Origin of the sequence: Synechococcus sp. CBW1004 (genome assembly GCF_015840715.1) — a bacterium.
In the GTDB taxonomy this organism is placed as follows: Bacteria; Cyanobacteriota; Cyanobacteriia; order PCC-6307; family Cyanobiaceae; genus Cyanobium.
Genome location: NZ_CP060397.1, coordinates 1191403 through 1212270 on the forward strand (window position 1 = coordinate 1191403; position 20868 = coordinate 1212270).

Annotated in this window: 21 protein-coding genes; 5 read left to right on the top strand and 16 right to left on the bottom strand. The window is 66.8% G+C overall.

Annotated features, from left to right (window positions below):
• Window positions 1–92: 92 nt before the first annotated feature.
• Entirely contained in the window at window positions 93–584 is a 492-nt protein-coding gene (ispF, locus tag H8F25_RS05800) for a 2-C-methyl-D-erythritol 2,4-cyclodiphosphate synthase (protein ID WP_197212434.1), read from the bottom strand.
• Between the two features lie 179 nt (window positions 585–763).
• Entirely contained in the window at window positions 764–922 is a 159-nt protein-coding gene (locus H8F25_RS05805) for a hypothetical protein (RefSeq protein WP_231597166.1), read from the bottom strand.
• A 31-nt stretch (window positions 923–953) separates the two neighbouring features.
• Between H8F25_RS05805 and H8F25_RS05810 the strand changes: the two genes are divergently transcribed.
• The gene (locus tag H8F25_RS05810; RefSeq protein WP_197212437.1) at window positions 954–1163 is read left to right on the top strand and encodes a hypothetical protein; all 210 of its coding nucleotides are present in this window, start codon (window positions 954–956) and stop codon (window positions 1161–1163) included.
• A 314-nt stretch (window positions 1164–1477) separates the two neighbouring features.
• Here the strand turns inward: H8F25_RS05810 and trmD are convergent, their stop codons facing one another.
• Both trmD and H8F25_RS05820 read right to left on the bottom strand, forming a co-directional pair.
• Window positions 1478–2185, bottom strand: coding sequence for a tRNA (guanosine(37)-N1)-methyltransferase TrmD (gene trmD / locus H8F25_RS05815; protein WP_197213521.1), 708 nt, complete (start codon window positions 2183–2185; stop codon window positions 1478–1480).
• A 116-nt stretch (window positions 2186–2301) separates the two neighbouring features.
• Entirely contained in the window at window positions 2302–3063 is a 762-nt protein-coding gene (locus H8F25_RS05820; RefSeq protein ID WP_231597168.1) for a phycobiliprotein lyase, read from the bottom strand.
• 238 nt (window positions 3064–3301) lie between these two features.
• Between H8F25_RS05820 and H8F25_RS05825 the strand changes: the two genes are divergently transcribed.
• Window positions 3302–3484, top strand: coding sequence for a hypothetical protein (locus tag H8F25_RS05825; RefSeq protein ID WP_197212439.1), 183 nt, complete (start codon window positions 3302–3304; stop codon window positions 3482–3484).
• Between the two features lie 475 nt (window positions 3485–3959).
• Here H8F25_RS05825 and era read toward each other — a convergent pair whose 3' ends face one another.
• Entirely contained in the window at window positions 3960–5495 is a 1536-nt protein-coding gene (era, locus tag H8F25_RS18115) for a GTPase Era (protein WP_370525830.1), read from the bottom strand.
• 531 nt (window positions 5496–6026) lie between these two features.
• On the opposite strand from era, the gene H8F25_RS05840 reads away from it, so the two are divergent.
• The gene (locus H8F25_RS05840) at window positions 6027–6575 is read left to right on the top strand and encodes a hypothetical protein (protein WP_197212441.1); all 549 of its coding nucleotides are present in this window, start codon (window positions 6027–6029) and stop codon (window positions 6573–6575) included.
• Window positions 6576–6672: 97 nt separating this feature from the next.
• Here the strand turns inward: H8F25_RS05840 and H8F25_RS05845 are convergent, their stop codons facing one another.
• Together H8F25_RS05845 and H8F25_RS05850 are read right to left on the bottom strand one after the other, a co-directional pair.
• Complete coding sequence (locus tag H8F25_RS05845; RefSeq protein WP_197212442.1) at window positions 6673–7935, bottom strand: hypothetical protein; 1263 nt, start codon at window positions 7933–7935, stop codon at window positions 6673–6675.
• Window positions 7936–8027: 92 nt separating this feature from the next.
• The gene (locus H8F25_RS05850) at window positions 8028–9134 is read right to left on the bottom strand and encodes an SLBB domain-containing protein (RefSeq protein WP_231597170.1); all 1107 of its coding nucleotides are present in this window, start codon (window positions 9132–9134) and stop codon (window positions 8028–8030) included.
• Between the two features lie 420 nt (window positions 9135–9554).
• Between H8F25_RS05850 and H8F25_RS05855 the strand changes: the two genes are divergently transcribed.
• Entirely contained in the window at window positions 9555–12068 is a 2514-nt protein-coding gene (locus tag H8F25_RS05855; RefSeq protein ID WP_197212444.1) for a polysaccharide biosynthesis tyrosine autokinase, read from the top strand.
• 149 nt (window positions 12069–12217) lie between these two features.
• On the opposite strand, the gene H8F25_RS17610 is transcribed toward H8F25_RS05855, so the two are convergent.
• From H8F25_RS17610 to H8F25_RS05890, 7 genes are all read right to left on the bottom strand, one after another.
• Window positions 12218–12766, bottom strand: coding sequence for a dual specificity protein phosphatase family protein (locus tag H8F25_RS17610; RefSeq protein WP_231597171.1), 549 nt, complete (start codon window positions 12764–12766; stop codon window positions 12218–12220).
• A gap of 460 nt (window positions 12767–13226) precedes the next feature.
• Entirely contained in the window at window positions 13227–13715 is a 489-nt protein-coding gene (locus H8F25_RS05865; protein ID WP_197212446.1) for a hypothetical protein, read from the bottom strand.
• Window positions 13716–13951: 236 nt separating this feature from the next.
• Entirely contained in the window at window positions 13952–14956 is a 1005-nt protein-coding gene (locus H8F25_RS05870) for an exosortase/archaeosortase family protein (protein ID WP_197212447.1), read from the bottom strand.
• An 8-nt stretch (window positions 14957–14964) separates the two neighbouring features.
• Window positions 14965–16377, bottom strand: coding sequence for a glycosyltransferase family 4 protein (locus tag H8F25_RS05875; RefSeq protein ID WP_197212449.1), 1413 nt, complete (start codon window positions 16375–16377; stop codon window positions 14965–14967).
• 149 nt (window positions 16378–16526) lie between these two features.
• Window positions 16527–17072, bottom strand: coding sequence for a WcaF family extracellular polysaccharide biosynthesis acetyltransferase (locus tag H8F25_RS05880; protein WP_231597172.1), 546 nt, complete (start codon window positions 17070–17072; stop codon window positions 16527–16529).
• Window positions 17069–17713 (bottom strand): bifunctional 2-polyprenyl-6-hydroxyphenol methylase/3-demethylubiquinol 3-O-methyltransferase UbiG, encoded by a 645-nt coding sequence (locus H8F25_RS05885; protein ID WP_197212452.1) that lies wholly within the window; start codon window positions 17711–17713, stop codon window positions 17069–17071. Before H8F25_RS05885 ends, H8F25_RS05880 begins: the two co-directional genes overlap by 4 nt.
• Window positions 17694–18182, bottom strand: a complete 489-nt coding sequence (locus H8F25_RS05890) for a hypothetical protein (protein WP_197212454.1) — start codon at window positions 18180–18182, stop codon at window positions 17694–17696. The genes H8F25_RS05885 and H8F25_RS05890 overlap by 20 nt, the downstream gene beginning before the upstream one ends.
• Before the next feature lie 65 nt (window positions 18183–18247).
• On the opposite strand from H8F25_RS05890, the gene H8F25_RS05895 reads away from it, so the two are divergent.
• Window positions 18248–19339 carry an IS630 family transposase gene (locus H8F25_RS05895; RefSeq protein ID WP_197210262.1) on the top strand — a complete coding sequence of 364 codons (1092 nt, stop codon included), beginning with the start codon at window positions 18248–18250 and terminating at the stop codon, window positions 19337–19339.
• Here the strand turns inward: H8F25_RS05895 and H8F25_RS05900 are convergent.
• Both H8F25_RS05900 and H8F25_RS05905 read right to left on the bottom strand, forming a co-directional pair.
• Entirely contained in the window at window positions 19260–19622 is a 363-nt protein-coding gene (locus tag H8F25_RS05900; RefSeq protein ID WP_197212456.1) for a glycosyltransferase, read from the bottom strand. The genes H8F25_RS05895 and H8F25_RS05900 overlap by 80 nt on opposite strands.
• Window positions 19615–20835 carry a glycosyltransferase family 4 protein gene (locus H8F25_RS05905; protein ID WP_197212458.1) on the bottom strand — a complete coding sequence of 407 codons (1221 nt, stop codon included), beginning with the start codon at window positions 20833–20835 and terminating at the stop codon, window positions 19615–19617. Before H8F25_RS05905 ends, H8F25_RS05900 begins: the two co-directional genes overlap by 8 nt.
• Between the last annotated feature and the right edge of the window lie 33 nt (window positions 20836–20868).

Consider the following 20868-nt stretch of genomic DNA (forward strand, 5'->3'; position numbering starts at 1 on the left):
GGCGATCAGCGGTGGGGCGGGGATGGAACGCAATCCCTGAGGAGGATCAACGTACGGCGGATGGCCCTCGGGCAGCCGACCCGTTGGCCTCCTCATCCCCGCTGCAGCAGCGCCACGGCGTGGCAGGCGATGCCCTCCTCGCGGCCGGTGGGGCCCAGCTGTTCGTTGGTGGTGGCCTTGACGCCCACCTGATCAGGCTCGAGGCCCATGCGCAAGGCGATCGCGGCCCGCATGGTTTCGATGTGGGGCCTGAGCTTCGGCCGCTCGGCCACGATCACCGTGTCCACGTTCACCACCTGCCAGCCGCGCTCGCGGATCAGGCCCATCACCTGCTCGAGAAGCACCAGGCTGTCGGCGCCCTTCCAGCGGGGGTCATCGGGCGGGAAGTACTGGCCGATGTCGCCGAGCGAGATGGCGCCGAGCAGGGCATCCATCAGGGCATGCACCAGCACGTCGGCGTCGCTGTGGCCATCGAGCCCGAGCCCTGCGGGGTGCTCCAGGGTCTGCCCGCCGAGGATCAGGGGCCGGCCGGGCACGAGCCGGTGGATGTCGTATCCGTTGCCGATGCGGAGCTGAGGGACCATGGCGCCTGGATCCAGGGTGAAACGCAATCCCTAACCAGTGTCCGTGACCGGGGGGCCGGAATCGGGCTGCAACCCTGCCGCCGAGCGCTCAGTGCGGCATCACAACCGCTAGAGGCTGACGGCCTGTCTGACGAATCAGTCAGGACCTGGCTGCTCCAGCAGCATCGCCACCGCCTCACTCAGTCGCAGCCTGCTTCGGGGGGTGTCGAGGAGGAGGAATCGGGAGAGCGCAACAAGGCATCGAGCCTGGAGTTGAGCTCCTTCAGCCGCTTGTTCTCGCGCCTCAGCTTCTCGGTTTCTCTCTCGATCTGCTCGGTTTCGCTCCTCAACGCGTGCATGCGCGTCTCGAAGTCGGGATCGCGATGCCAATTGAGCATCGACAAGAACTGTCGCCACCGAGGCAACGATGAAAACGACGCCCCACTGCTGCTGGAGGGGGACGCTGGCGCCGGCGAGGGTGATGTGGTCATAGGACGAGAACAGGGCGATCAGGCCGAGGGCCAGACCGCCGATGGCCTGGGTGAAACCGAGGCGGTCAAGGCCGAGACGGTCGAGCCCTGGGAAGGGGCGTGGAGATAGCGGCAAGTCTGGCGGAACCTGCGGGTCAGCGCTGTCGCCGCCTGGTGTGTTGGGTGGTGGAGTGGAGGAGGTCATCGGCCGGTCGGAAGGCCCTCTCCACCAGTGCCACCCTTGCGGTGGTCTGTCTCACGGCGGCGATTGATCTCATGCCGCGGCCTCCGCTGCAGCCAGGCCCACGGGCGCGGGTTGAAGGGGTCTGACCCCGGCCCGTTGGCAGGAATCCCCGGTCGACGGCAGGCACCGTGCGCACAGGGCCGTGGGTCTCCAGCTCAGGTGGCGCCATCACCACCTGCCATCGGCGGCTGAAGGACTCCTCAGCCCTGCTGTTGCTCCTCCTGCTGTTCCTGCCAGCGGGCGTGGAGATCGGGCCGGCGCTCTCGGGTGCGCGCGATCTGCTGCTCGAGGCGCCAGCGGGCGATGGCGCCGTGGTCGCCGCTGCGCAGCACCTCCGGCACAGCCATGCCGCGGAACTCCGGCGGACGCGTGTAGTGGGGATGCTCCAGCAGCAGGTCGCTGTGGCTCTCGTGTTCGAGCGATTCGGCGGTGCCGACGGTGCCGGGCAGCAGCCGGATGACGCCGTTGATGATCACCATCGCCGGCAGCTCGCCGCCGGTGAGCACGAAGTCGCCCAGCGACACCTCCTCATCGGCCAGGCTGCGGATGCGCTCATCGAACCCCTCGTAGTGGCCGCAGAGCAGCACCAGCTGATCGCAGGTGGTGGCCCAGCGCTGCAGGTCGCGCTGATGCAGCGGCCTGCCCTGGGGGCTCATCAGCAGCACGCGCCGCCGCGGCCGCACCGGCACCGCCTCGAAGGCGGCGAACACCGGCTCGGGCTTAAGCACCATGCCGGCGCCGCCGCCGTAGGGCACGTCGTCCACCTTGCGGTAGCGGTCGGTGGCGAAGTCGCGGGGATTGTGCAGATGGACCTCGGCGATGCCGGCCCGCAGGGCGCGGCCGATCACGCCGAGGCCGTGCAGGGGCACGAAGGCCTCAGGCACCAGGCTGATCACATCAAGGCGCAGGCGGCAGAGAGCGTCGCCGCCCTCGGGCTCGACCTGCGCCGCCGCGCTGGTCGGCTCGGCGCGATCGGCAGGGCCGCCGCTGGCGCTGGTGGAGGGGATGGCGATCGGCTCCGAACTCATGCGGCCGGCTTGCGCACGCGGCGGATCTCGGAGCTGAAGCGGGCGCGGCCCGGCTGACCGCCGGTGGCGTGTTCGACGCTGCTGCGCAGGCGCAGGTTCGGCTGGGTGAACCAGATGCGCTCGCGCAGCACCCGGCCCGGGGCCTCGAGGATCAGCTCCAGGCTGCCGTCGGGCCACAGCTGCCACTGCCCGGCCGGGACCGGGGCCTGATCCGCGGCGCCGGCGAAGGAGCCGTCGGCGCGGAAGTGCAGCTCGCGGCTGCCGCCACCGGGTGGCGTGACGCGCAGGCCACCGGGCTGATCCGCCTGCTCAGGCGCCAGAAAGGCCACCAGCAGCTCCGCACGCTCGGAGCTGTGCCAGGCCTCCTCGCTGGGGGCCTCCTCCACCTCGGCGCGGGCCTGCTGCAGCAGCGCCGCGAAATCGGGCAGGCCGTCGATGCCGGAATCGGCGGCTGCATTGGACGCGGCGCCGGCCCCAGCGGAGGTCCCCACTGTGTCAGTGACACTCTGGCCGGCGGAGGGCTCCCCGGAATTGTCAGCGCCCCCTCCCTGCCCAGGGGAGACCGCAACGGCGCCCGCCTCAGGAGCGGAAACCGCCGCTGTCTGCGCGGAACCGTCAGCCGTCATGGCCGGATCAGGAGCGGCATCCTCCACCAGGGCCAGATCGAAATGGCTGCGAAGGGCCAGCCATTCGCCGTCGCAGAGCTCCAGAAAGCTGCGGAGATCCTGGGGCGGGAAGCCCTCGGGGCTGGCGGTCACGGCGGCAGAGATGGCTGCAGGGATCCTGGCAGGTGCCGCCCCCCGGCTCAGGGCCCCGGCTGCGGGGCCTGACGGCACCGCGGCTCAGCGGCTGTGCAGCTGCAACCCACCGTTGCCTCGCCGCAGCTCCGCCCACAACCCCGAACACGGATCCTCAACCTGGTGACAAGAGGCTGCCCTTCGAACGCGGGTTCAGCACCGGGGTGACAGCCTTGGGGTGCGCAGCCTGCGAGACCTGGTGGAGCAGATCGGTCTGGGTGCTGGTTCCGAGGTAAGCCTGAGAGCCGAGGATGGGGCGATCGTCGTCAGACCAGCCAGTCTGGCGCCGTTGAACCTGGATGCTCTGCTGGCGGGCGTGAAGGCTGAAAATCTCCACACGTCAGTCGACACAGGAGAGGCCGTCGGGTTGGAGATCGTCTGATGTCCCGTCCCCCAAGCCCTGACCGTGGTGAGCTGGGAGTGACTGGAGTTCAAGCCGCATCCCTGAAGCGCGCAGGCGGGGAGGCGTCCGGCCCTGGGATGGAGGCGGGATGCACCTCCCTGAACGCCTTGTCCTCGCTCCGCCGTTGCACCACACCACCGGTAGCGTCCCGGAACGCCGCTGGATGGAGACTCCTGTGACCGTTGCATCCGCAGGATGGCTGGTCCAGCGAGCGAACACCCGGCGGACCGGGAACGCCCGCGACTGATCCAGCTGCGGGACTCGTTGGCGTGCATGCCCTGCGGCTGAATCACCCGGGCTGAGACACGCCGGGGCGCACCGGTGCATGGCCTCCAGCCACAGGCCTCTCCAGTGCCGAACACGCACCAGCCGTGGCGGGCAAAGCCTTCGACCTGAAGGGGCCCCTCTGGCGAGGCCCCCATCGACGACCGGCCCAGCTCTGGATCGCCGCGCCTCAATCCCCCCGGTAGCCCAGCTCCGAGAGGCGGCCGGGGTGGCTGCGCCAGCCGGGCACCACCTTGACGAACAGCTCCAGATAGACCGGGCCTGCGATCAGTTTCTGCATCTGCAGGCGCGCACCCTGGCCGATGGTGCGCAGCATGCTGCCGCCCTTGCCGATCAGGATCCCCTTCTGGCTGCTGCGCTCCACGAGCACCGTGGCGAGCACGGCGGTGCGCGGTCCGTCCTCGACGATGCGATCGATCATCACTGCCACCGAGTGGGGCACCTCCTCGCGGGTGTGCTGCAGCACCTGCTCGCGGATCAGCTCCGCCAGCAGCAGCCGCTCAGGCTGATCGCTGACGGCATCGGGCGGATAGAGGTGGGGCCCCGGTGGCAGCGCGGCGCTGAGGGCCTGCACCAGGGATTCGGTGCCTTCACCCGTCAGGGCGCTCACCTGGAACAGCGGCCAGGGCAGGGCGGTGGTGGCAGGCTCGGCGGCGGCGGTGCTCCAGGGGGAGGACTGCCCCTCCGCGAACGCATCCGCGGCTGGGTACGAGGCACTGGCCCCTGAACCGGCAGGCGCAACCGCCGGGGAGCCATCAGGCCCCGAACCGGGGTCCCGGGCCGGAGAGGGTGTCCCGCCCCGAGACGGCTCAGCCTCTGGGGCCAGGTCGCTGCGGGCATGCTGGGTGGCCGTGCCATGGGCCACCGGGCCCTGCGTTGCGGCGGCCTCCTTCTCAGCCCCGGCGGCGGCCTGCGGGGCCGCCTCCAGTGGCACCCGCAGCATCTCGCGGTACGACTCCAGCAGCGCCTCGGCCTGGCCGGGCTCCACCTGGTCCCACTTGTTGAGGGCCACCATCACGGGCATGCCGCTGCGCCGCAGCAGCTCGACGATGAAGGCATCGCCGCGGCCGGCCGGCTTGCTGCCATCCACCAGCAACAGCACCACATCCACCTCACCGATGGCGCCGCGGGCGCTCTGCACCAGGCGCTGGCCGAGCAGGTGATGAGGCTTGTGGATGCCCGGCGTGTCGAGCAGCACCAGCTGGGCCTCAGACGTGGTGAGGATCGCCCGCAAACGGTTGCGGGTGGTCTGGGCCACCGGCGAGGTGATCGCCACCTTCTGGCCCACCAGCTGGTTGAGCAGGGTCGACTTGCCGACGTTGGGGCGACCGATCAGGGCCACGAAGCCGGAGCGGAAGGGTGCGTCAGCCCGTTGTGGCAACGTGCTTCCCGTGGAGCCTCCAGGGGTGGATCTTCCGTTCGGCGCGGCATCGGCCGGCGGCGCGGACCTGGCCTGAGCCCCGCCCGATGCCAGCTCCGGCGCGACAGCCGCGCCGAGGCCCGCCAGCAGACGCCTGGACTCCTCGGGATCGGGGATCGGCAGGAGGGTGCCTTCCTGGGCGGCCGTGTCCTGATCTGGGCTCAACAGGTCGAGCCCCTCGCGTTCGGGACGGGCGGGCGGATGCGATGGGGATGGTTCCATTGCCTTCACCCTGACAGAAGAGCGGGGTCGGGTGAAGCAGCATCGCGCCAGGCGCAGGGGCATGCCGCCAGCCGGAGAACACCGGCGCCCGCCGAACTCTGCCGGCGCAACGGTGCCGAGGGGGCCGATCCAGGGCAAGGCCAGGCCCAGAACGCTGCCGGTCAGCCCCTCCCAGGACAATCGATCGGCAGGGAGAGACGTTCCCGGGGGGAGGCACCCTCTGAACGGTGTCCATTGAAGGCGGCGTCCAATGAAGACAGCTTTCCTTTGAGACAGCGTCCCTTGGAGACGATTTCCCTTGGAAACAGTGTCCTTTGAAGGCTGCGGCGCCACACCACAGGTAGCGTCCGGCAAGGGCACAGGAAGGAGACGAGCGGAGGCCTCGCGGCCGCCCTTCCGCGCTGCCACCGTTCCACGCTGCTCATGCCCCCGTGCCCACCCCGCTCGCCCCTCTCCGCGACTGTGGAATGAACTGCAGCCCCGCTGACAGTCCAGCCGGGTCAACGCCGCCCGGCAGCCGGAGCGGAGTTGACCTGCCAGGGCATGGGTTCCATAGCCTGGAGCCCCGTCATCCCGCCCCGGGAGTCCACCGCGATGAATGCCGCCGCCGAACCGACCTTCCAGCAGGCGATGGAGATCACGGCCCAGTGGCTGGCGCTGTGGGAGGCCGGCGAACTGAGCGAGGAGGTGCTGGCCGACCGCGTCGGCGAGCTGGTGTGCAGCCGCGACGGTGCCCGCGGCTTCTTCGTGGTGGCGCTGGCGGGCGAGAGCCCGCTGCTGGATCGGCTGCCTGAAGCGCTTCTGCTGCAGCTGCGCCGCGCCGGTGCACCGGTGGTGGATCTCACCGCCCGCAACCTGGCGATGAGCACGGCGATGGTGCTGGCCCACGGCCGCAGCGGCGACAGCGACCAGCAGGCGGGTTCGCGGCGGGTGCAGGCGCGGGCCACCGAGCTGCTGCGCCATCTGGAACCCCAGGCGGTGCTCCTGCGGCTGAAGACGCTGCTCGACGCGACCCGCGATGGCGAAGGCGAGGACGACAACGCCGTCACCGCCGACCGCGCCTTCCTGGAACGCTGGGGCTACGACAGGGAGCAGCGACAGGCGATCGCCGCGGCGATTGAGGCCGTGGCGGAGCCCTGCTGAAGCCGACATCGCTCTGGGCGTGAAGCCGGCCACCACCGGCGGGAGACATGTGCCGCAGACCACTGAGCAGCCGCCGCAAGGCGGGGTAGCGGCGATCTCAGGGCATGGGAACCGGAACAGCAGCCTCTGGGGCCTCGGCGAGCACCGAAGCAGTGGACGTCATCGGTTCAACGACGGCTGCTGCCTCCACCGCAGGAGCCGGGGCGACCGATCCCGATGCGGCCGGCGGCAGGGGCGGCAGCTCGGGAGGGGGCGTCAGGGCGGCGGGCTCGACGGAACGGCCGGCCTTCGGCACAGGCGGCTGGGAAACGCCCTGGAGAGCGGCGGCGCTGGCCGGCCGTGAGGTGGCCGAGGGTGCCCCTGAGGCCTCGCGGCGGCCGGAGCGTGCCGCTTCCGGGATCACAGGGAGCTCGGGGCCTCCGCCGGCTGCTGCGGTCGCTGTGGGCCTGGCGGCGGCAGGTCTTGCGCTGGCAGACGGTATAACCGGTGCGGCGGAAGGCAGGGGATGCAGATGCACCACCGCCGGCACCAGGGAGCCACGGGCTGGGAGGCGCTGCTGACGCGACCAGCCATCGATCTCGTGCAGCACCGCCGGATCGGCTGGCGCCTCGAGGATGTCGACGGAGCCATCGCTCTGCAGCGCCAGCGGCACAACCACCGGCTCGGTGACCGCCTGACTGGGCACATGCACCAGGCGGGCGGGACTGAGCTGCAGAGGGGCGTCCGGCAGCTTGAGCAGCGCCTGGCGCATCGGCTCGCGCCAGGGCGATGGCAGAGGTGCGAGCGGATCGCCACTGCCGCGGAGCACCGCCCGCTCAGCCAGGGCCAGGGGGGCCATCGGACCCTCCTGCAGGTCTTCCAGACCGATGCTGCCGCCGAGCAGCTGGGCGCGGGTGAAGGCGCGGCCGAGGAGGGTGTTGGCCGGGGAGGTGGCCGTGGCCCCTGCAGCGGCCTGGGATCCGCCCAATGCTGTTGCCGGCGGGGGGGTGGCCGCGTCAAGGCTCGCCGAGTAGGGCCTATCGAGCAGGGAGGAGGCATGGGAGCCGGCGCTGCTCAGCAGCACGCCGACACCGCTCACGGCACCCTGCGCGGCCTGGCCGAGGGCACCGCTCACCGCCTGGTTGGCCTGACCCGCCAGCTGCTGCACCGGTCGGGCCGCCCCCAGCAGTTCGTTGATGCTCAAGGGTGTGGCGCGGGCGAGGGGCGAGGGCGGCAGCGAACGGCCCGGCGGAGTGATCTCGCGCTGGTGGGCGATCCAGCGGTCATGCAGATCGATGGCGACAAGGGGAACCCAGAACACCTGACTGAGCAGCGCCCAGGCGATGGCTTTGGGGGAGATGCCTGAGCCGGAGGGTTGCATGGGCTTTAAGGGAATGCAGTCGCGGGGAGTCGTGGTCCGGAAGACTGGGGCGCCCTAATGCGTAGGACGTAGGACTGTGGCGCCGAGCCAGATCAACGGTTGAAGCGGTCGTAAAGGTAAAATGTATTCACAATCGAGGTCAAAGGCGCCACCAATTCATTAACGAGATCTACTGTCTTGCCATAATAGCTACGCCGCACTATTACGGTGTCACGATCCCTCAAGGGGGGATTAAAGCCTTGGGAGATATCCTTGCCGGGCTGATAGTCGTAAAATTCCGAGGTAGTAGTGCCGTTGCGGTTGAGGCGCACCAGCTCAATGCGGCCCTTGTTGGCACGCCACGGAGTGGGCCCACCGGCCCGCATCAGCACCTCCTGCAGCGGCGTGTTGGATGGCACCGCCAGGGTCCCGGGAGTCTTCACCTCACCCAGCACCGTGACGTTGATGGTGGCTGGGGACAGGTTGGAGATGCCGATCTGAATCACCTCGCTGGGCAGCGGCTTCTCCGCCCGGGTGACGATCAGGGTGTCCCCATCGAAGAGGATGGGGTTCTGGCGCTGGTTGCCCACCTGCAGCAGCTGGGCGAGATCGAGCACCGTCTGCTTCTCCCCACCGCCGGGGCCGGCGACACGCCGCAGGATCACGCGGCGGATGTCGGCATTGAGAGTGATGCCGCCGGCCGCCTGGATCGCGGAAACGGGCGTGGTGAGCCCACCGCCGCCCCCCCCCGAGCCGGCTCCACCGCCGCTGGAAGTGGCGGGCCCAGCGCCAGCACCACCACCTCCGAAGGAATAGAGGCCGGGACGCCCAACCTCACCCAGCACGCTGACCTGCACGGGCCTCGCGGAGGTGAGGCTGAGGATCAGCTGCGGCCGCACAAGGTGACGGGCATACAGGGAGGTCAGCCAGCGGCTGGCCTGACCTAGCGTGAGACCGCTGAGCTGAACGGAGCCGAGCAGCGCCAGAGTGGTAGTGCCATCCGGCAGAATCACCACGGTCCCGCCCACCTCCTTGGCGGAGGGATCGAGGAAACCCAGCTGCAGCTGATCACCGGGGCCGAGGGTGTAGAGATCGCTGTAGACCGTCGGCAGGGAGGCGTCGGCGGACGGAGCGGGGGCAGCTGCGGCAGGAGATCGAAGGTCACGGGCCTGCTGAGCCTGGGCAACGTCTGCGGCCAGTGGAATTGTGGCGGTCAGCACGGCCGCTACTCCGGCGACCCACCGCCGGGAAGGAGCACCGCGGCTGGGGAGGAAGCGTCGGAAGCGATCCACGGTTGCGAGGCATAGGCTGACGTCTACCAACCCTACCGGTGATCGGAGGTGATCCGGGCCTCTCCGCTAAAGCTTGTTGATCGCGAAACATGGCGCGACGCAAGGTCTCGCGCTCAGATCAGGCGCCGATGCCGACATCCTGACCGCAGACCGTTCACCCCGTCCGCATCCGGTGTCAATCGTGGCATTTCAGCAGGATGAAGGGGCGCATGAGGCAGATCGGCCTAGGATCACCGCCAACGCAAAAGGAGCGAATTCGCTGTGACTCAGGTGGGAGCGCCGACTGATCCAGGCCTCAGCGGCGGCAGCCCTAACAGCCTGCAGCCTGGCGCTCCCTCGGCCCTGACCATGGCCTACAGGGGTTCCCCACTGTCGGCGGACCTGGGGGTTGCGGGGACGGGCGACCAGGGGAGCGACTTCAACTTCGCCTCGCTGCTGCGCACGATCAAGCGGCGGCAGGGTCTGTTTCTATTCACGTTCGCGGTGGTCACCGGCGCCCTGGCGGCCAACACACTGCGACAGCGCATTTTCTCACCCGTCTATCGGGGTGGCTTCCTGATTCAGGTGAGGAATCCGTTCGAATCACGAACGGCCGGCACCAATCAAGCCGAGGGTATGGTGGGAGCTATCGCCCGCAGCAATTACAACGCAGATACCAACAGCCTCACCGTGCTGCTCCGCAGTCCCCTGCTGATCCGCCCGCTGGCTGAACAACAGGGGGTGCGCATGAACGAGCTCATCAACAACCTCAGAATTTCGCCGGCCTCAACCGGCAGCGGCGGGGGAGACGCCTCCACCGAGAATGTGCTCAACGTCACCCTGAACTGGTCGAATCCGGTGCAGGGCCGTCAGATTCTCTCGGAACTCTCCAAGATCTACACCCGATTCTCGCTGATACAACGCCAGGAGGCTCTGGATTCAGGCATCAAGTTCCTTGATCGTCAGGCACCCGAGATCCAGCAGCGCGTGGCTCTCCTCCAGAACGACATGCTGCGCTTCCGGGAGCGCAACAACAATCTCGACCCTTCCGCAAATGCCCAGGCGATTCTGGCGACCCGCGAAGGACTGCTGCAGCAGCTTCGCGCGTTGCAGACCCAGCAGGTGGAACTGAACAGCCGCCTGGCCTCGATCGCCTCAGGCCGGTTGCAGTGGTCGCCCAGCGGCGCTCCCACGGCGGTTGAACAGCTGGGCCGCCAGGGCATTGCCACCCCGGGCCGAGGGGCGGGGGCTGAGGTCGCCGCCGGAACCCCGACGCCGCTGGAGCAGCTCAATCAGTTCGAGACGGACCTGGCCACGGCACGCGCCACCTATCGGGAGGATTCGCCGATCGTGCAGTCCATCCTGGCTCGTCGCAATTCTCTCCTTCCGGTGGTACGGCGCCAGGCGGCCGATAACGTGCGGGCCCAGCTGCTGGCCAACGTGGCCCAGCAGGACGAGATCAACCGTCAGATCCTGTTGCTGAATCAGAACTTCCGCAACAACCCGCAGAAGATGCGTGAGTTTGAGGATCTGCAGAGTCGTCTCAATCTTGCGCGCGAGCACTACATCTCCTACATACAGGCCCGCGAGAGCTTCCGCCTGGAGCTAGCACGCTCCACCACCCCCTGGCAGGTGATCAGTCCGGCCGAATTCGCCGACATCCCGGTGGAGCCCAACATCCAGCGCAGCCTGCTCAAAGCCCTGCTGATCGGGCTGCTCGCCGGCTTCGGTGCCGCCCTGATCCGCGAGCGCACCGACCACGTTTTCTACACGCCGATGGACGCGGAGCGGGATCTTCAGCTACCTGTGCTCGGCCTGATCCCGTTCCTGCCCCTGGATCCGGGCGTGGAGATCTCAAGCAGCATTGCCAAGATGTCCTCGAGCGAACGCTTCGCGATCAAGGAATCCCTACGCAGCCTGTTCACCACCTTCCGGTTGCTGCGGGCCGATCGCAACATCCGCATGGTAGGCGTCACCTCATCCACCCAGGGAGAGGGAAAGTCGACGGCCGTGACGATCTTTGCGCGCACCTTGGCGGATCTCGGCCTGAAGGTGCTGGTGATCGATGCCGATATGCGCCTGCCGATGCAAAGCCGCTATGTGGGCGTTGAGCAGGGCGAAGGACTCTCCAACCTGCTCTCCGATTCGACCCTGCGTGCCAGCGAACTGATCCTGACAGTGGCCGACAACTTCGACATCCTGCCGGCAGGCCCGAAGCCCCCTGATCCGGCCAAGCTGCTCAACTCCAACCGCTGCCAGGAAGTGGTCGAAGAGGTACGCAACCTCCCCGGCTACGACATGGTTCTCTGGGACGCGCCCCCCTGCCTGATGCTGGCGGATCCCATCCTGCTCGGCGAGAAGCTTGACGGCATCCTCTTCCTGGTGGGCCTGGGCAAGGTGAACCGGGAGCTGGCACCGCAGGCCTGCCGCCGCATCAAAGCCACCGGTGTGGATGTGCTGGGTTTGATCTGCAATCAGGTGACATTCCCGAGCCGCCTCAACGACTACGGCTACGAATACGGTTATTACTATCACTATGCCTATTCGGATTCTTACTCTAACTCCACATTTGGCAACTACGAGCGCAACCTGAAGGGCTACATCAAAAGCTATCGCGACTCCTATCTGCGCCGGGATGGCAACGGATCCGGCAGTTCCTACATCAGCAATCGCTATCTGCGTGATGTGGACACCGTCCAGTCCTACCAACAGGCCGACAGCGACAGCTTCGAAGCTGGTGGCCGAATCAGCGACACCGAAACCTCCCCACCGCCCCGATCAGAAGCCGGCACGAGGCGTCACCGCCACCGACGACGCACGCGACTGCAACGGGCTGTCGGCTGGCTGCGAGAGCGGCTGCCTCTGCCAGGTCAACGCCGCTGAATCATCAACAGCCTTGACCGGCCGTCTGGACGCAACAAACTCTGTGAATCAGAAGCCGCAACGCCGGTTCTCAGAAGCGTCCGCAAGACACCATCCCCGCTGACAGCGGTGATGCAGGCCGCTGAGCGAGGCCAGTGGCCTGGCAGCTGTCACTTGGCCAGGAGCCGCTCCAGCAGTTCAAGGTGCGAGACGATCGGCCGTGCGGCCGGATGGCAGCGGCGTACCCAGTCGAGGGCATCGAACAAAGACATGTTGCGCGCTCGGGCGGTGAGCCCCACGGCGATCAGGGGAGAGCGCTCGATGCCGGCCATGCAATGCACATAGACGGGCCGCCCCTGATCGAGCAGCTGCTGGGCAAGGTCCAGGCCGGCCGCCAGCCTGGCGGCATCGAGGGGCTCCTGACGGCGGTGATCGGGCAAGGGAACGCCTGCACTCAACCAGTGAGGCGGCACGGGCGCCGCTCGCTCCTCATGGGGGTAGCAGCAGCTGAACCGACTCTGCATGCCGGCCTGCTCCAGCTGCTTCCAGTGGGCCTCGCCCGCAGGCATCGGCCCTACTGCCAGCCGGTTGGTGAGCACCCAGCTGTAGGGGAGCGGCCACTCCGGGGGGATCAGGGAGGGCGGCCGCGGGGCGCGATCTTCGCCGGGAGGGCCCTCGCCATCGGAGAGTGGCAGCAGGCGTCGCAGCAGTCGTCTCATCACAAAGCGCGCATCAAGGCCGTCGGAGCCATCGGGACAGCAGCATGAACGGGAGCAGCCGCAGGTCGCCGGGGCTGCGGTTCAGTTTGCAAGGGCGGCCGGTGCCGAGCACCACCACGTGCGCCACCGGTGCGGAGCACCGGCCGAGCACGGCTGCGGCGCTCTGACGTTGATAGGGTCGCTCCAGCCAGCGCGAGAGTCCCTCGGTGGTGAGGGGCGTGGAGAACAGCCATTAGGATCCCGAGCGTCGCGATCACCGGCGCACTCGCCCCGGATGACGGCCCAGAGCAGAACCATCCCCAGGGGCAACAGCAGCAGGGGGAGGAGTTTGCTGAGCAGAAACACGCGCCGAGGACCCCGAAGGCCGAGAGGAAGGCCGCATGCTGCGGCTGGGCTGCAGGCTGACCTCCAGCCCCCAGGCCCGCAAAACCGCACAATCCAAACAGGGCCGGCGCACGCCTTAGCTGCCACTCTTTGGGAGAGGCGGAACCGACTGAGAGCGCTGCAGGGATGCGATGAGCGAATTCCAGGCCTGGACCGGTGGCGGCTGGGCTGTGGTGCTCCGCAAGGTGACCAGCAGACAACGGAATTCTCGGTTGCGGCTGAAGCCCACCAAGCTGCGCAGGCGATCGGTGCGCGTGCGGAGTTGACGATCGACAGCACCCTGAAGCGCGGCAAGCGTGACGGCGGAATCGGCCGAAGAATGGCCCTGGAAGACAAGGCAGGTCTGGTAGGCAGGTCGTCCCTGAATCGTTCCGGAAGCGACACCGGGCAGGGGAACATCGAGCCTCCTCCTGGTGAGAGACAGTTGCGGCAGATCGCTGGTGATCCAGGCCACCTGAAAGTCATCCCTGCGGCGCACATGCACAGAGACCAGCTGCAACTGGCCGGCTTCCGGTAGACGCCAGGCCAGCAGCTCAGACAACCCCAGCCCCTCAGCCTGTTGCATGGGCCTGGAGGGGAGAGGCCTCGGATCAAGACCCACCTGGCTCAGACGCAGGGCAATCCGTTCCGGGCTGACTGGCTGTGCCTGCGGCCAGGGCGGCAGAACGAGCGCGCGCACACAGGCCAGGGCCGCGAGGGCAGCAAGGACCGCAAACCACACCTGGAGGAAAGAAGGGGCATCGGGAATGAAATGTCCGTCGGGATCTGTTGCCTTCGAGCGGCCAGAGAAAGCAGACATCTTCAAGGCTGCGATGCGGTGTCAGCGCCTGATTCAAGAGGAGGAAGTTCCCGTTCAAGCAAGTTCATGTAGAGCACTCCATAGGCAAAGACAGCGACTCCGGAGAACACCAAAGAACCAGTATCGTCGTGAAAGAAAGTAAACAGAGGAGTCCCCTTCCCCTGCCCCATGCCTGCTACTGCGGAAAGAAGAGCAATACGAAGAGTATTGCAAATCAGGCCGATCACTGGTGCGGCCGCAAACAGGAGCAGCCTGCTAGGCAAGGACCTGATGCGAAACGCCAGCATAAAGATTAGCCCTACACAGAGGATCTGTGCCATCATGTCCAAGCCATTGCACTCCGCCAGCACCTGAACGCCTCCACCTGGGAGAGACACACTGCGCCCATTGACGACAACATCGAGTCCAAGAATCGACAACCAGAAGCCAGCACCCTGAGCGGTGATCAGACTTAGCGGCTCTTCGGGTAACACCCGCATCAGCAGCGCAAAGGCGGGCAGCAGCATCAGGCAGAGAAGCGGATCACGGAAACGGGACAGGTGGGTCAGGGGCAGACACAGCAAGGTCAGAGCCAGACCGGCTAGCGGCGCGAGCGCGAAGATCATGCCGTCCCAGTGCAGAATGATCGCGGTGCGCGCCAGGACCCAGATCAGCAGAACCGTGCCGGTAATGAGCCCGATGATTCCTGGACGGGGCAGGAGATCCTCCAGTTGATCCTCAATGCAGATGAGAGCCCCCCCCCAGATCATCAGAGCCAACACCGAGATGTTGGCTGACTGGCTGGTGTAGAAGACGGAGCAGCTCTGAGTGGCTACAAGCAGGGCAAGCAAAAGCCACAGATTGCGAGGCGTGGCAGGTGGAATGGACGGCAGCCAACCCTGGAGGCGGGCGGGAAGACGATCACGGAGCTGGTCCAGGCGACGGTTGAGCGGTCTGATGAAGGGAGGAAGGTGTCCCGCCGGACATCGCTGGGTGCCGGCAGGCGGGCGTAAATCGGCTTCCGCCATGGCTCGACTCAGGAGGAACGTGAGAGTAAGTCTGGCTGGGAAGACAGCGGCGCATCCCGCAGTGGATCGGGCAACGGCTCGAGCTCCTCGCTCAGGGGTGGAGCGTAGGTCTTGCGAGCGAGGGGGAGGTGACGGGAGAGCACTTCGGCATAAGCCTGGACGACGATCGCAGGAGTGGCGGTGGCCTGCAGGTAGCGACGTCCGGAGGCTCCCAGCCGCTGGGCCCTTTGCGGATCGGCAGCCAGCTCGCCGATGAAGGCGGCAAGGCCCTCGCTGTCACCGCTGCGGAAGGCTCTGCCGCAATCGGCTCGGGCCAGCTCGGTGCGCAGATAGGAGTGAGGGGCGCAGATCGCTGCCACCGGGGTGGCAGCCGCCAGGTGGCCATACAGCTTGCTGGGGGCCACCTGGCCCTCGGCGGCCTCCAGAAGGCTGACGATCGCCAGGTCGGCGGAGGCCAGCAGGGAGGGGAGCTGGTCGGCCTCCTGATAAGGCAGGAAGCGCACGTGGCTGAGCCCCTGCTGCTGCACCTTTTCCACCAGAGACTTGTGCTGGGCGCCGGCGCCCACGATCAGAAACAGGATGTCGCTGCGATCACGAAGGCGCACGGCGGCGTCGATGAGCGTGGTGAGGTCGTGGCAGCGGCCCTGATTGCCCGAATAGAGCACCACGAAGCGATCTGCGAGCCCATGCCGCTGGGCGAAGAGATTCTCCGCCCGGGGGAGCGGCGTGATGCGCTCAGGATCCGCCCAGCTGGGAATCACGGTGATGGGGGTGTGCACCTGGGGATAGTGATGACGCAGGTACGACAGCATCGTGGTGCTCAAAACGATAATCTCGTTGGCGCACTCGAGAGCCTGGGCCTGGAGCAGTCGCCAGAGCTTCACGATGGGTTGGTCGGCTGTGACGACCCCGAGCGAGACGGCGATATCGGGGTAGAGGTCGTAGACGAGCACCACATAGGGTGCCCGGGTGAGCAGGTGAGCCAGCCAGCCGACGATCGGCAGATAGGCGGGCTCAGTGCTGAACAACAGCAGATCTCCGCGTCGCCCCTGGCGAAGAAGCCGCAGCAGGGTACGCAGACAGAAGAGGAGGCTGTTGACGACACGGCCGCGGATGCGCTCCGGCCAGAAGCGCGACATGGCAGTACGACGGATGCAGCGATTGGGGAAGAACTCGATGCGTTCCGCCTCCTCGCGGCTGAAGGCATAGCCCGGCTGGCCGGTGAGCACGAGATTCTGAAGGCCTCGCTCCGCGAGGCGAGAGGACAGATCGCCGATGAACTGGCCGGTGGCGGCGAAATCGGGAGGGTGGTACTGGGAAACGATCGTCAGCCTGGCCATACGCGAGCGCTCCACCCGCCAGCGCAGGCGCTCTGCGAAAAAACGCAGGGGACGTCGCGACAGGAGAAGCTGAATTGGCATGCAGGCGTGAACGCCGAAAGGTAAGCGAGTCGGAGTGGAGCCATGACGACAGGGTCATGCGGTCAACCAGGCAGAGTCTGACGGGCGTGGCAGCAGGCGAACACGCCGAGGGGGCGGGCTTGTGAGTGGACGGCTGGGCCCCGCAGGGTCTACCGATCCCCCACCTGCACCGCCGGATTGCCGCGCATGATGGCCCCATGGGGCACCTCGCCGCTGACGACGGCGCCAAGGGTGATCACGGCGCCGGAGCCGACATGGGTACCGGGTGAGAGCACCGCACGGGCGGCGATCCAGCTGTCGGAACCGATTGTGATCGGGCCGAGGCGCAGGTCGAAGGCGGGCGAGCGGAAATCATGGTTTCCGGTACACAGATAGGTGCCCTGCGAGAGGCAGACGCGATCGCCCAGGGTGACCTGGGAGAGATTGTCGATCCAGGCATCCTCCGCTAGCCAACAGGCCTGGCCCACCTGCAGCCGCCAGGGAAACTTGACGCGCAGACCGGGCTTAAGGCGGCAATCACTGCCAATCCGGGCACCGAAGCAGCGCAGGAGGCCCACCCGCCAGGCGGAGCCTGGCAGCCAGCGGGCCGCCAGCAGGGGAGCACCGAGGCCGAACCAGAGGATCTGGATCTGCAGAGGGGCGCCGGGGTGCCAGTCGGGTGGGGTGCGGTAACTCGCGAGATCCTGCCTTGTCACACCAAGGGCTTGCGCGCCGCGATCAGCATCGATTTCCATAGCCAGGGCACTCGGCCGGCCCCTCGAAACGCGACGACCTCGAAGCCTGCTTCCTGCAGCAGACGAGAGAGAGTGCGGCGACTCCAGAACTTGATGTGGCCACCGTCCCAGAGCGCAGTAAAGTGATTTTCAAGCTTACCGGTGATTGCGAGGGTCAGGTTCTTAAGATAGCCGTGGTAAGGGGTGGAGGCGATCAACAAACCGCCGGGGCGGAGAGCTGCGAATGCTGAGGCTGCCCACAGTCGCGGCGCATAGCAATGCTCGACCACTTCGGTGCTCACCACCACGTCGAAGGGGCCGAGCCCCAGGGCCTTGATCTCAGCGGGTGTGGCCGTGGCCTGGTGAAACCGCATCTCTGGGTTGCGCTGGCGGGAAGCCGTGATACCGCTGGCACTCGGGTCGACTCCAACCACTCTGTAGCCCCATTGATCAAGTTGCTGGGCGAGGGCTCCGTTACCGCAGCCGAGATCGAGCACCTGACGAGAGTGCGGGTGATCATCAAGCAGCTGTTGCAGCGGCTGTAGAAGATAGGCATGGGTGTGGGGGGTACCTATTGTCCATCTGTAATCGGGAATGACAACATCAATGCCCATGACGTTCATCCCACAACATCAAACTGAGCAGAATCTCCACATACATCCTCTGGAAAGCATAGAACCAGCCGCGCCAGCCGTCGAGCAAACCGCCGCGCAAAATCAGGCAGATCGCCAGGGCGGCAAAGGGAGCGATGACATGTTTCCTGCGTAACCGGTCGCTGAACGAAAGCCGCTCAGGTGGTGTGGTGCAAAGCTTGTGGCACTCCTGCTGGAGGTAGCGCTGCTGGGCTTCGAACCAGCGACTGAGGGGTTTGCGATCGTCGTGGAGAATCGGCTGCCGCATCGCCAGCGTGCGGCCGCGGGGCTTGAACTGATGGGCGTGGCCATCGTCGACGTAGTGGCCGCCGCCGGGCCGGATCAGGTTGTAGCGGGGCGGAAGCAGGGTGCCACGCAGAGGTTTTCCATAGACCAGGTAGCGGAAAGGCGTGAGCACCGCATCCACCTCCGGGCCGGCCTGAGCGAGGAGGGCGGCCATCTCGCTAGTGTGCCGTCCCGCAAATAGCCGCTACAATATGAAGTGTCTCCCGAGGGGGTCGTTTCATGCCAAGCGGGCGCCCCATGGCTCCTCTGGAGCTGTCGGCTGATGAGGCCAGCCAGCTCCAGAGCCTGGCTGGATCAAGGTCCTTGCCCCATTCGATCGTTCAGCGGGCGCAGATCGTCCTGGCCTGCGCAGCTGGTGACACCAACACCTCAGTTGCCAAGCGATTTGGCGTTCGCAGCGCAACGGTGGGCAAATGGCGGCAGCGCTACCTCGATCTGGGGATCGAGGGGCTGCACGACGAGCTCCGTTCAGGCCGCCCGCGGACCTATGAGGACGACACGGTGGCGGAGGTGATCAACCGAGCCCTGCAGAGCAAGCCAACCGATGGCAGCACGCACTGGAGCGCTCGGACTTTGGCCGCAGAAACAGGGATCTCCAAGTCCACGGTTCACCGCTGGCTGCAGACCTTCTCGCTCCAGCCCCACCGGCAGAAATCGTTCAAGCTCTCCACCGATCCGTTCTTTGTGGAGAAGGTTCGGGACATCGTTGGCCTGTACCTGAACCCGCCCGACAAGGCGATGGTGCTCTGCGTCGACGAGAAGACGCAGATCCAGGCCCTCGACCGCACCCAACCGCTGCTGCCCATGGGGCTGGGCTACGTGGAGGGTGTGACGCATGACTACATCCGCCACGGCACCACGACCCTGTTTGCCGCGCTGGACGTGGCGACCGGTGAGGTAATCACTCAGTGCAAACCCCGGCACCGCCACCAGGAGTTCCTGGGGTTCCTCAGGCAGATCGAGAAGTCCGTCCCCGAGGATCTGGACCTGCACTTGATCGTGGACAACTACTGCACCCACAAGCACGCCAAGGTGCGTGCCTGGCTGGCCCAGCGTCCCCGTTTCCACGTCCACTACACCCCCACCTACGCCTCCTGGCTCAACCAGGTGGAGCGCTGGTTTGGACTGATCACCCAGCGGGCAATCCGGCGCGGCAGCTTCTCCAGCGTCAAAGAGCTGATCGCCAGGATCGAGCAGTTTGTGGCCGCCTACAACACGACCAAGGCCCCGTTCAACTGGACGGCGACAGCTGACTCAATCCTGGAGAAGCTCCAGCGGCTTTGTGCGCAAATCTCTGGGACGGCACACTAGTGAAGGCGGACGTAATGCCGTGATCGGCATCGAGGCTGAGGCACCAGGGGGTGGTGATCAGCCCAAGGCCGAAATTGCACTGGCGGGCGAAGGAGTCGAATGGGCGCTGCACCACCTCCACCTGAGGGCACTGCGCCAGGATCTCAAGGGTGCGGTCGCTGCTGCCGCTGTCAACCACCACGATCCGACGAGCCCAGCGGAGGCCCTCGAGGGTGCGGCCGATGTTGGCCTCCTCGTTGAAGGTGAGGATCAACGGGGTGACTTGATTAAGTGCCTCAGCCATCCAGGTCTCGCAAGGCGGGGAAGCAGGCACGCAGGTGATGGTGAAGACGACGGCGGGCCTGGTTGGCATCGGCATTGGCGGCCATCCAGGCCAGGGCTCCTTCGCTGAGGCGTTGCCGCCGGTCGGGCTGGCTGCAGATGGCGGCGATCGCCGATGCGAGGGCCGGAGCCTCGTGGGGCACCAGCTGGCCGGTGCGATCGGGGATCACGAAATCCTCCGGGCCACCGCAGCGGGTGCTGACCACCGGCACGCCGCAGGCCATGGCTTCGAGCGCCGAAATGCAGAGCCCCTCCTGGTGGGAGGGAATCACGAACAGATCCCAGCGCTGCATCACGTCAGCCAGTTGGGCCTGACTCAGATAGGGGTGACAGTGCACCGCGTCGTTCAGACCGCGAAGCTGAACAGCGTCAGCGATCAGCCGCAGGCCCTGACGCTCGCCGGTGAGCTCGAGCTGCACCGGATGGCCTTGCCGATGCAGCAGGGCCACGGCATCCAGCAGCAGGCCCAGCTGCTTGCGCGGATCGCCATAGCGCCCCGCAAAGCCAAGGCGCCAGGACACCCGGGCCTCCGGCTGGGGGCGATACAGGGCAGGATCGGGAGGCAGATACAGCACCCCATCGGTGTTGCGGCCTGAGATCTGGGCCAGCTCGCCAGCGGTGTGCTGGCTGATCGTGAGAATCCGCCCCTGAGGCGCGCGCAACACCCGGCGTTCCATGCGACGGAGCACCGGTGCGTTGAGGCTGCGGTCGAGGAGGCGGCGATGCCAGGGAAACGTGCGCAGGCGTGCATCCCGATCACCGTGCCAGGGGGTGCCCACCCAGGCCAGAAAGGGCACCGCCGCCCTCAGGTAGCGATAGGCGCAGAGGGGATTGCCAGTGGTGACCAGATGCAGATCCGCCGAGGCGATGAGGCGGCGCCAGGGGCGTGTCTCCCAGTAGTGGCTGAATTCCAGCTCCGGCAGCCAGGCTCCGACAGCTTCACCTGGAACCTGCGGCCACACCGGCTCGTGGCGTCTCCCGGGACGCCGACCGTAGAGCACACGCCACAACGGCACCGAAAGCTCCGGGCTGCAGCTCCATGGCTCGTACCAGGCGAGGGTGCTGGAGATGCCGAGAGCCGCCAGCTGCTCCACCAGCCAGCGGGTTTTGGCCGGCACTCCCCCATTGGAGGGCTGGATGGTGCTGATCAGGGCTCGCAAGGGGGCCGGAGACATCGGAGACTGGCGGCTGATATCGATCGGCGAACC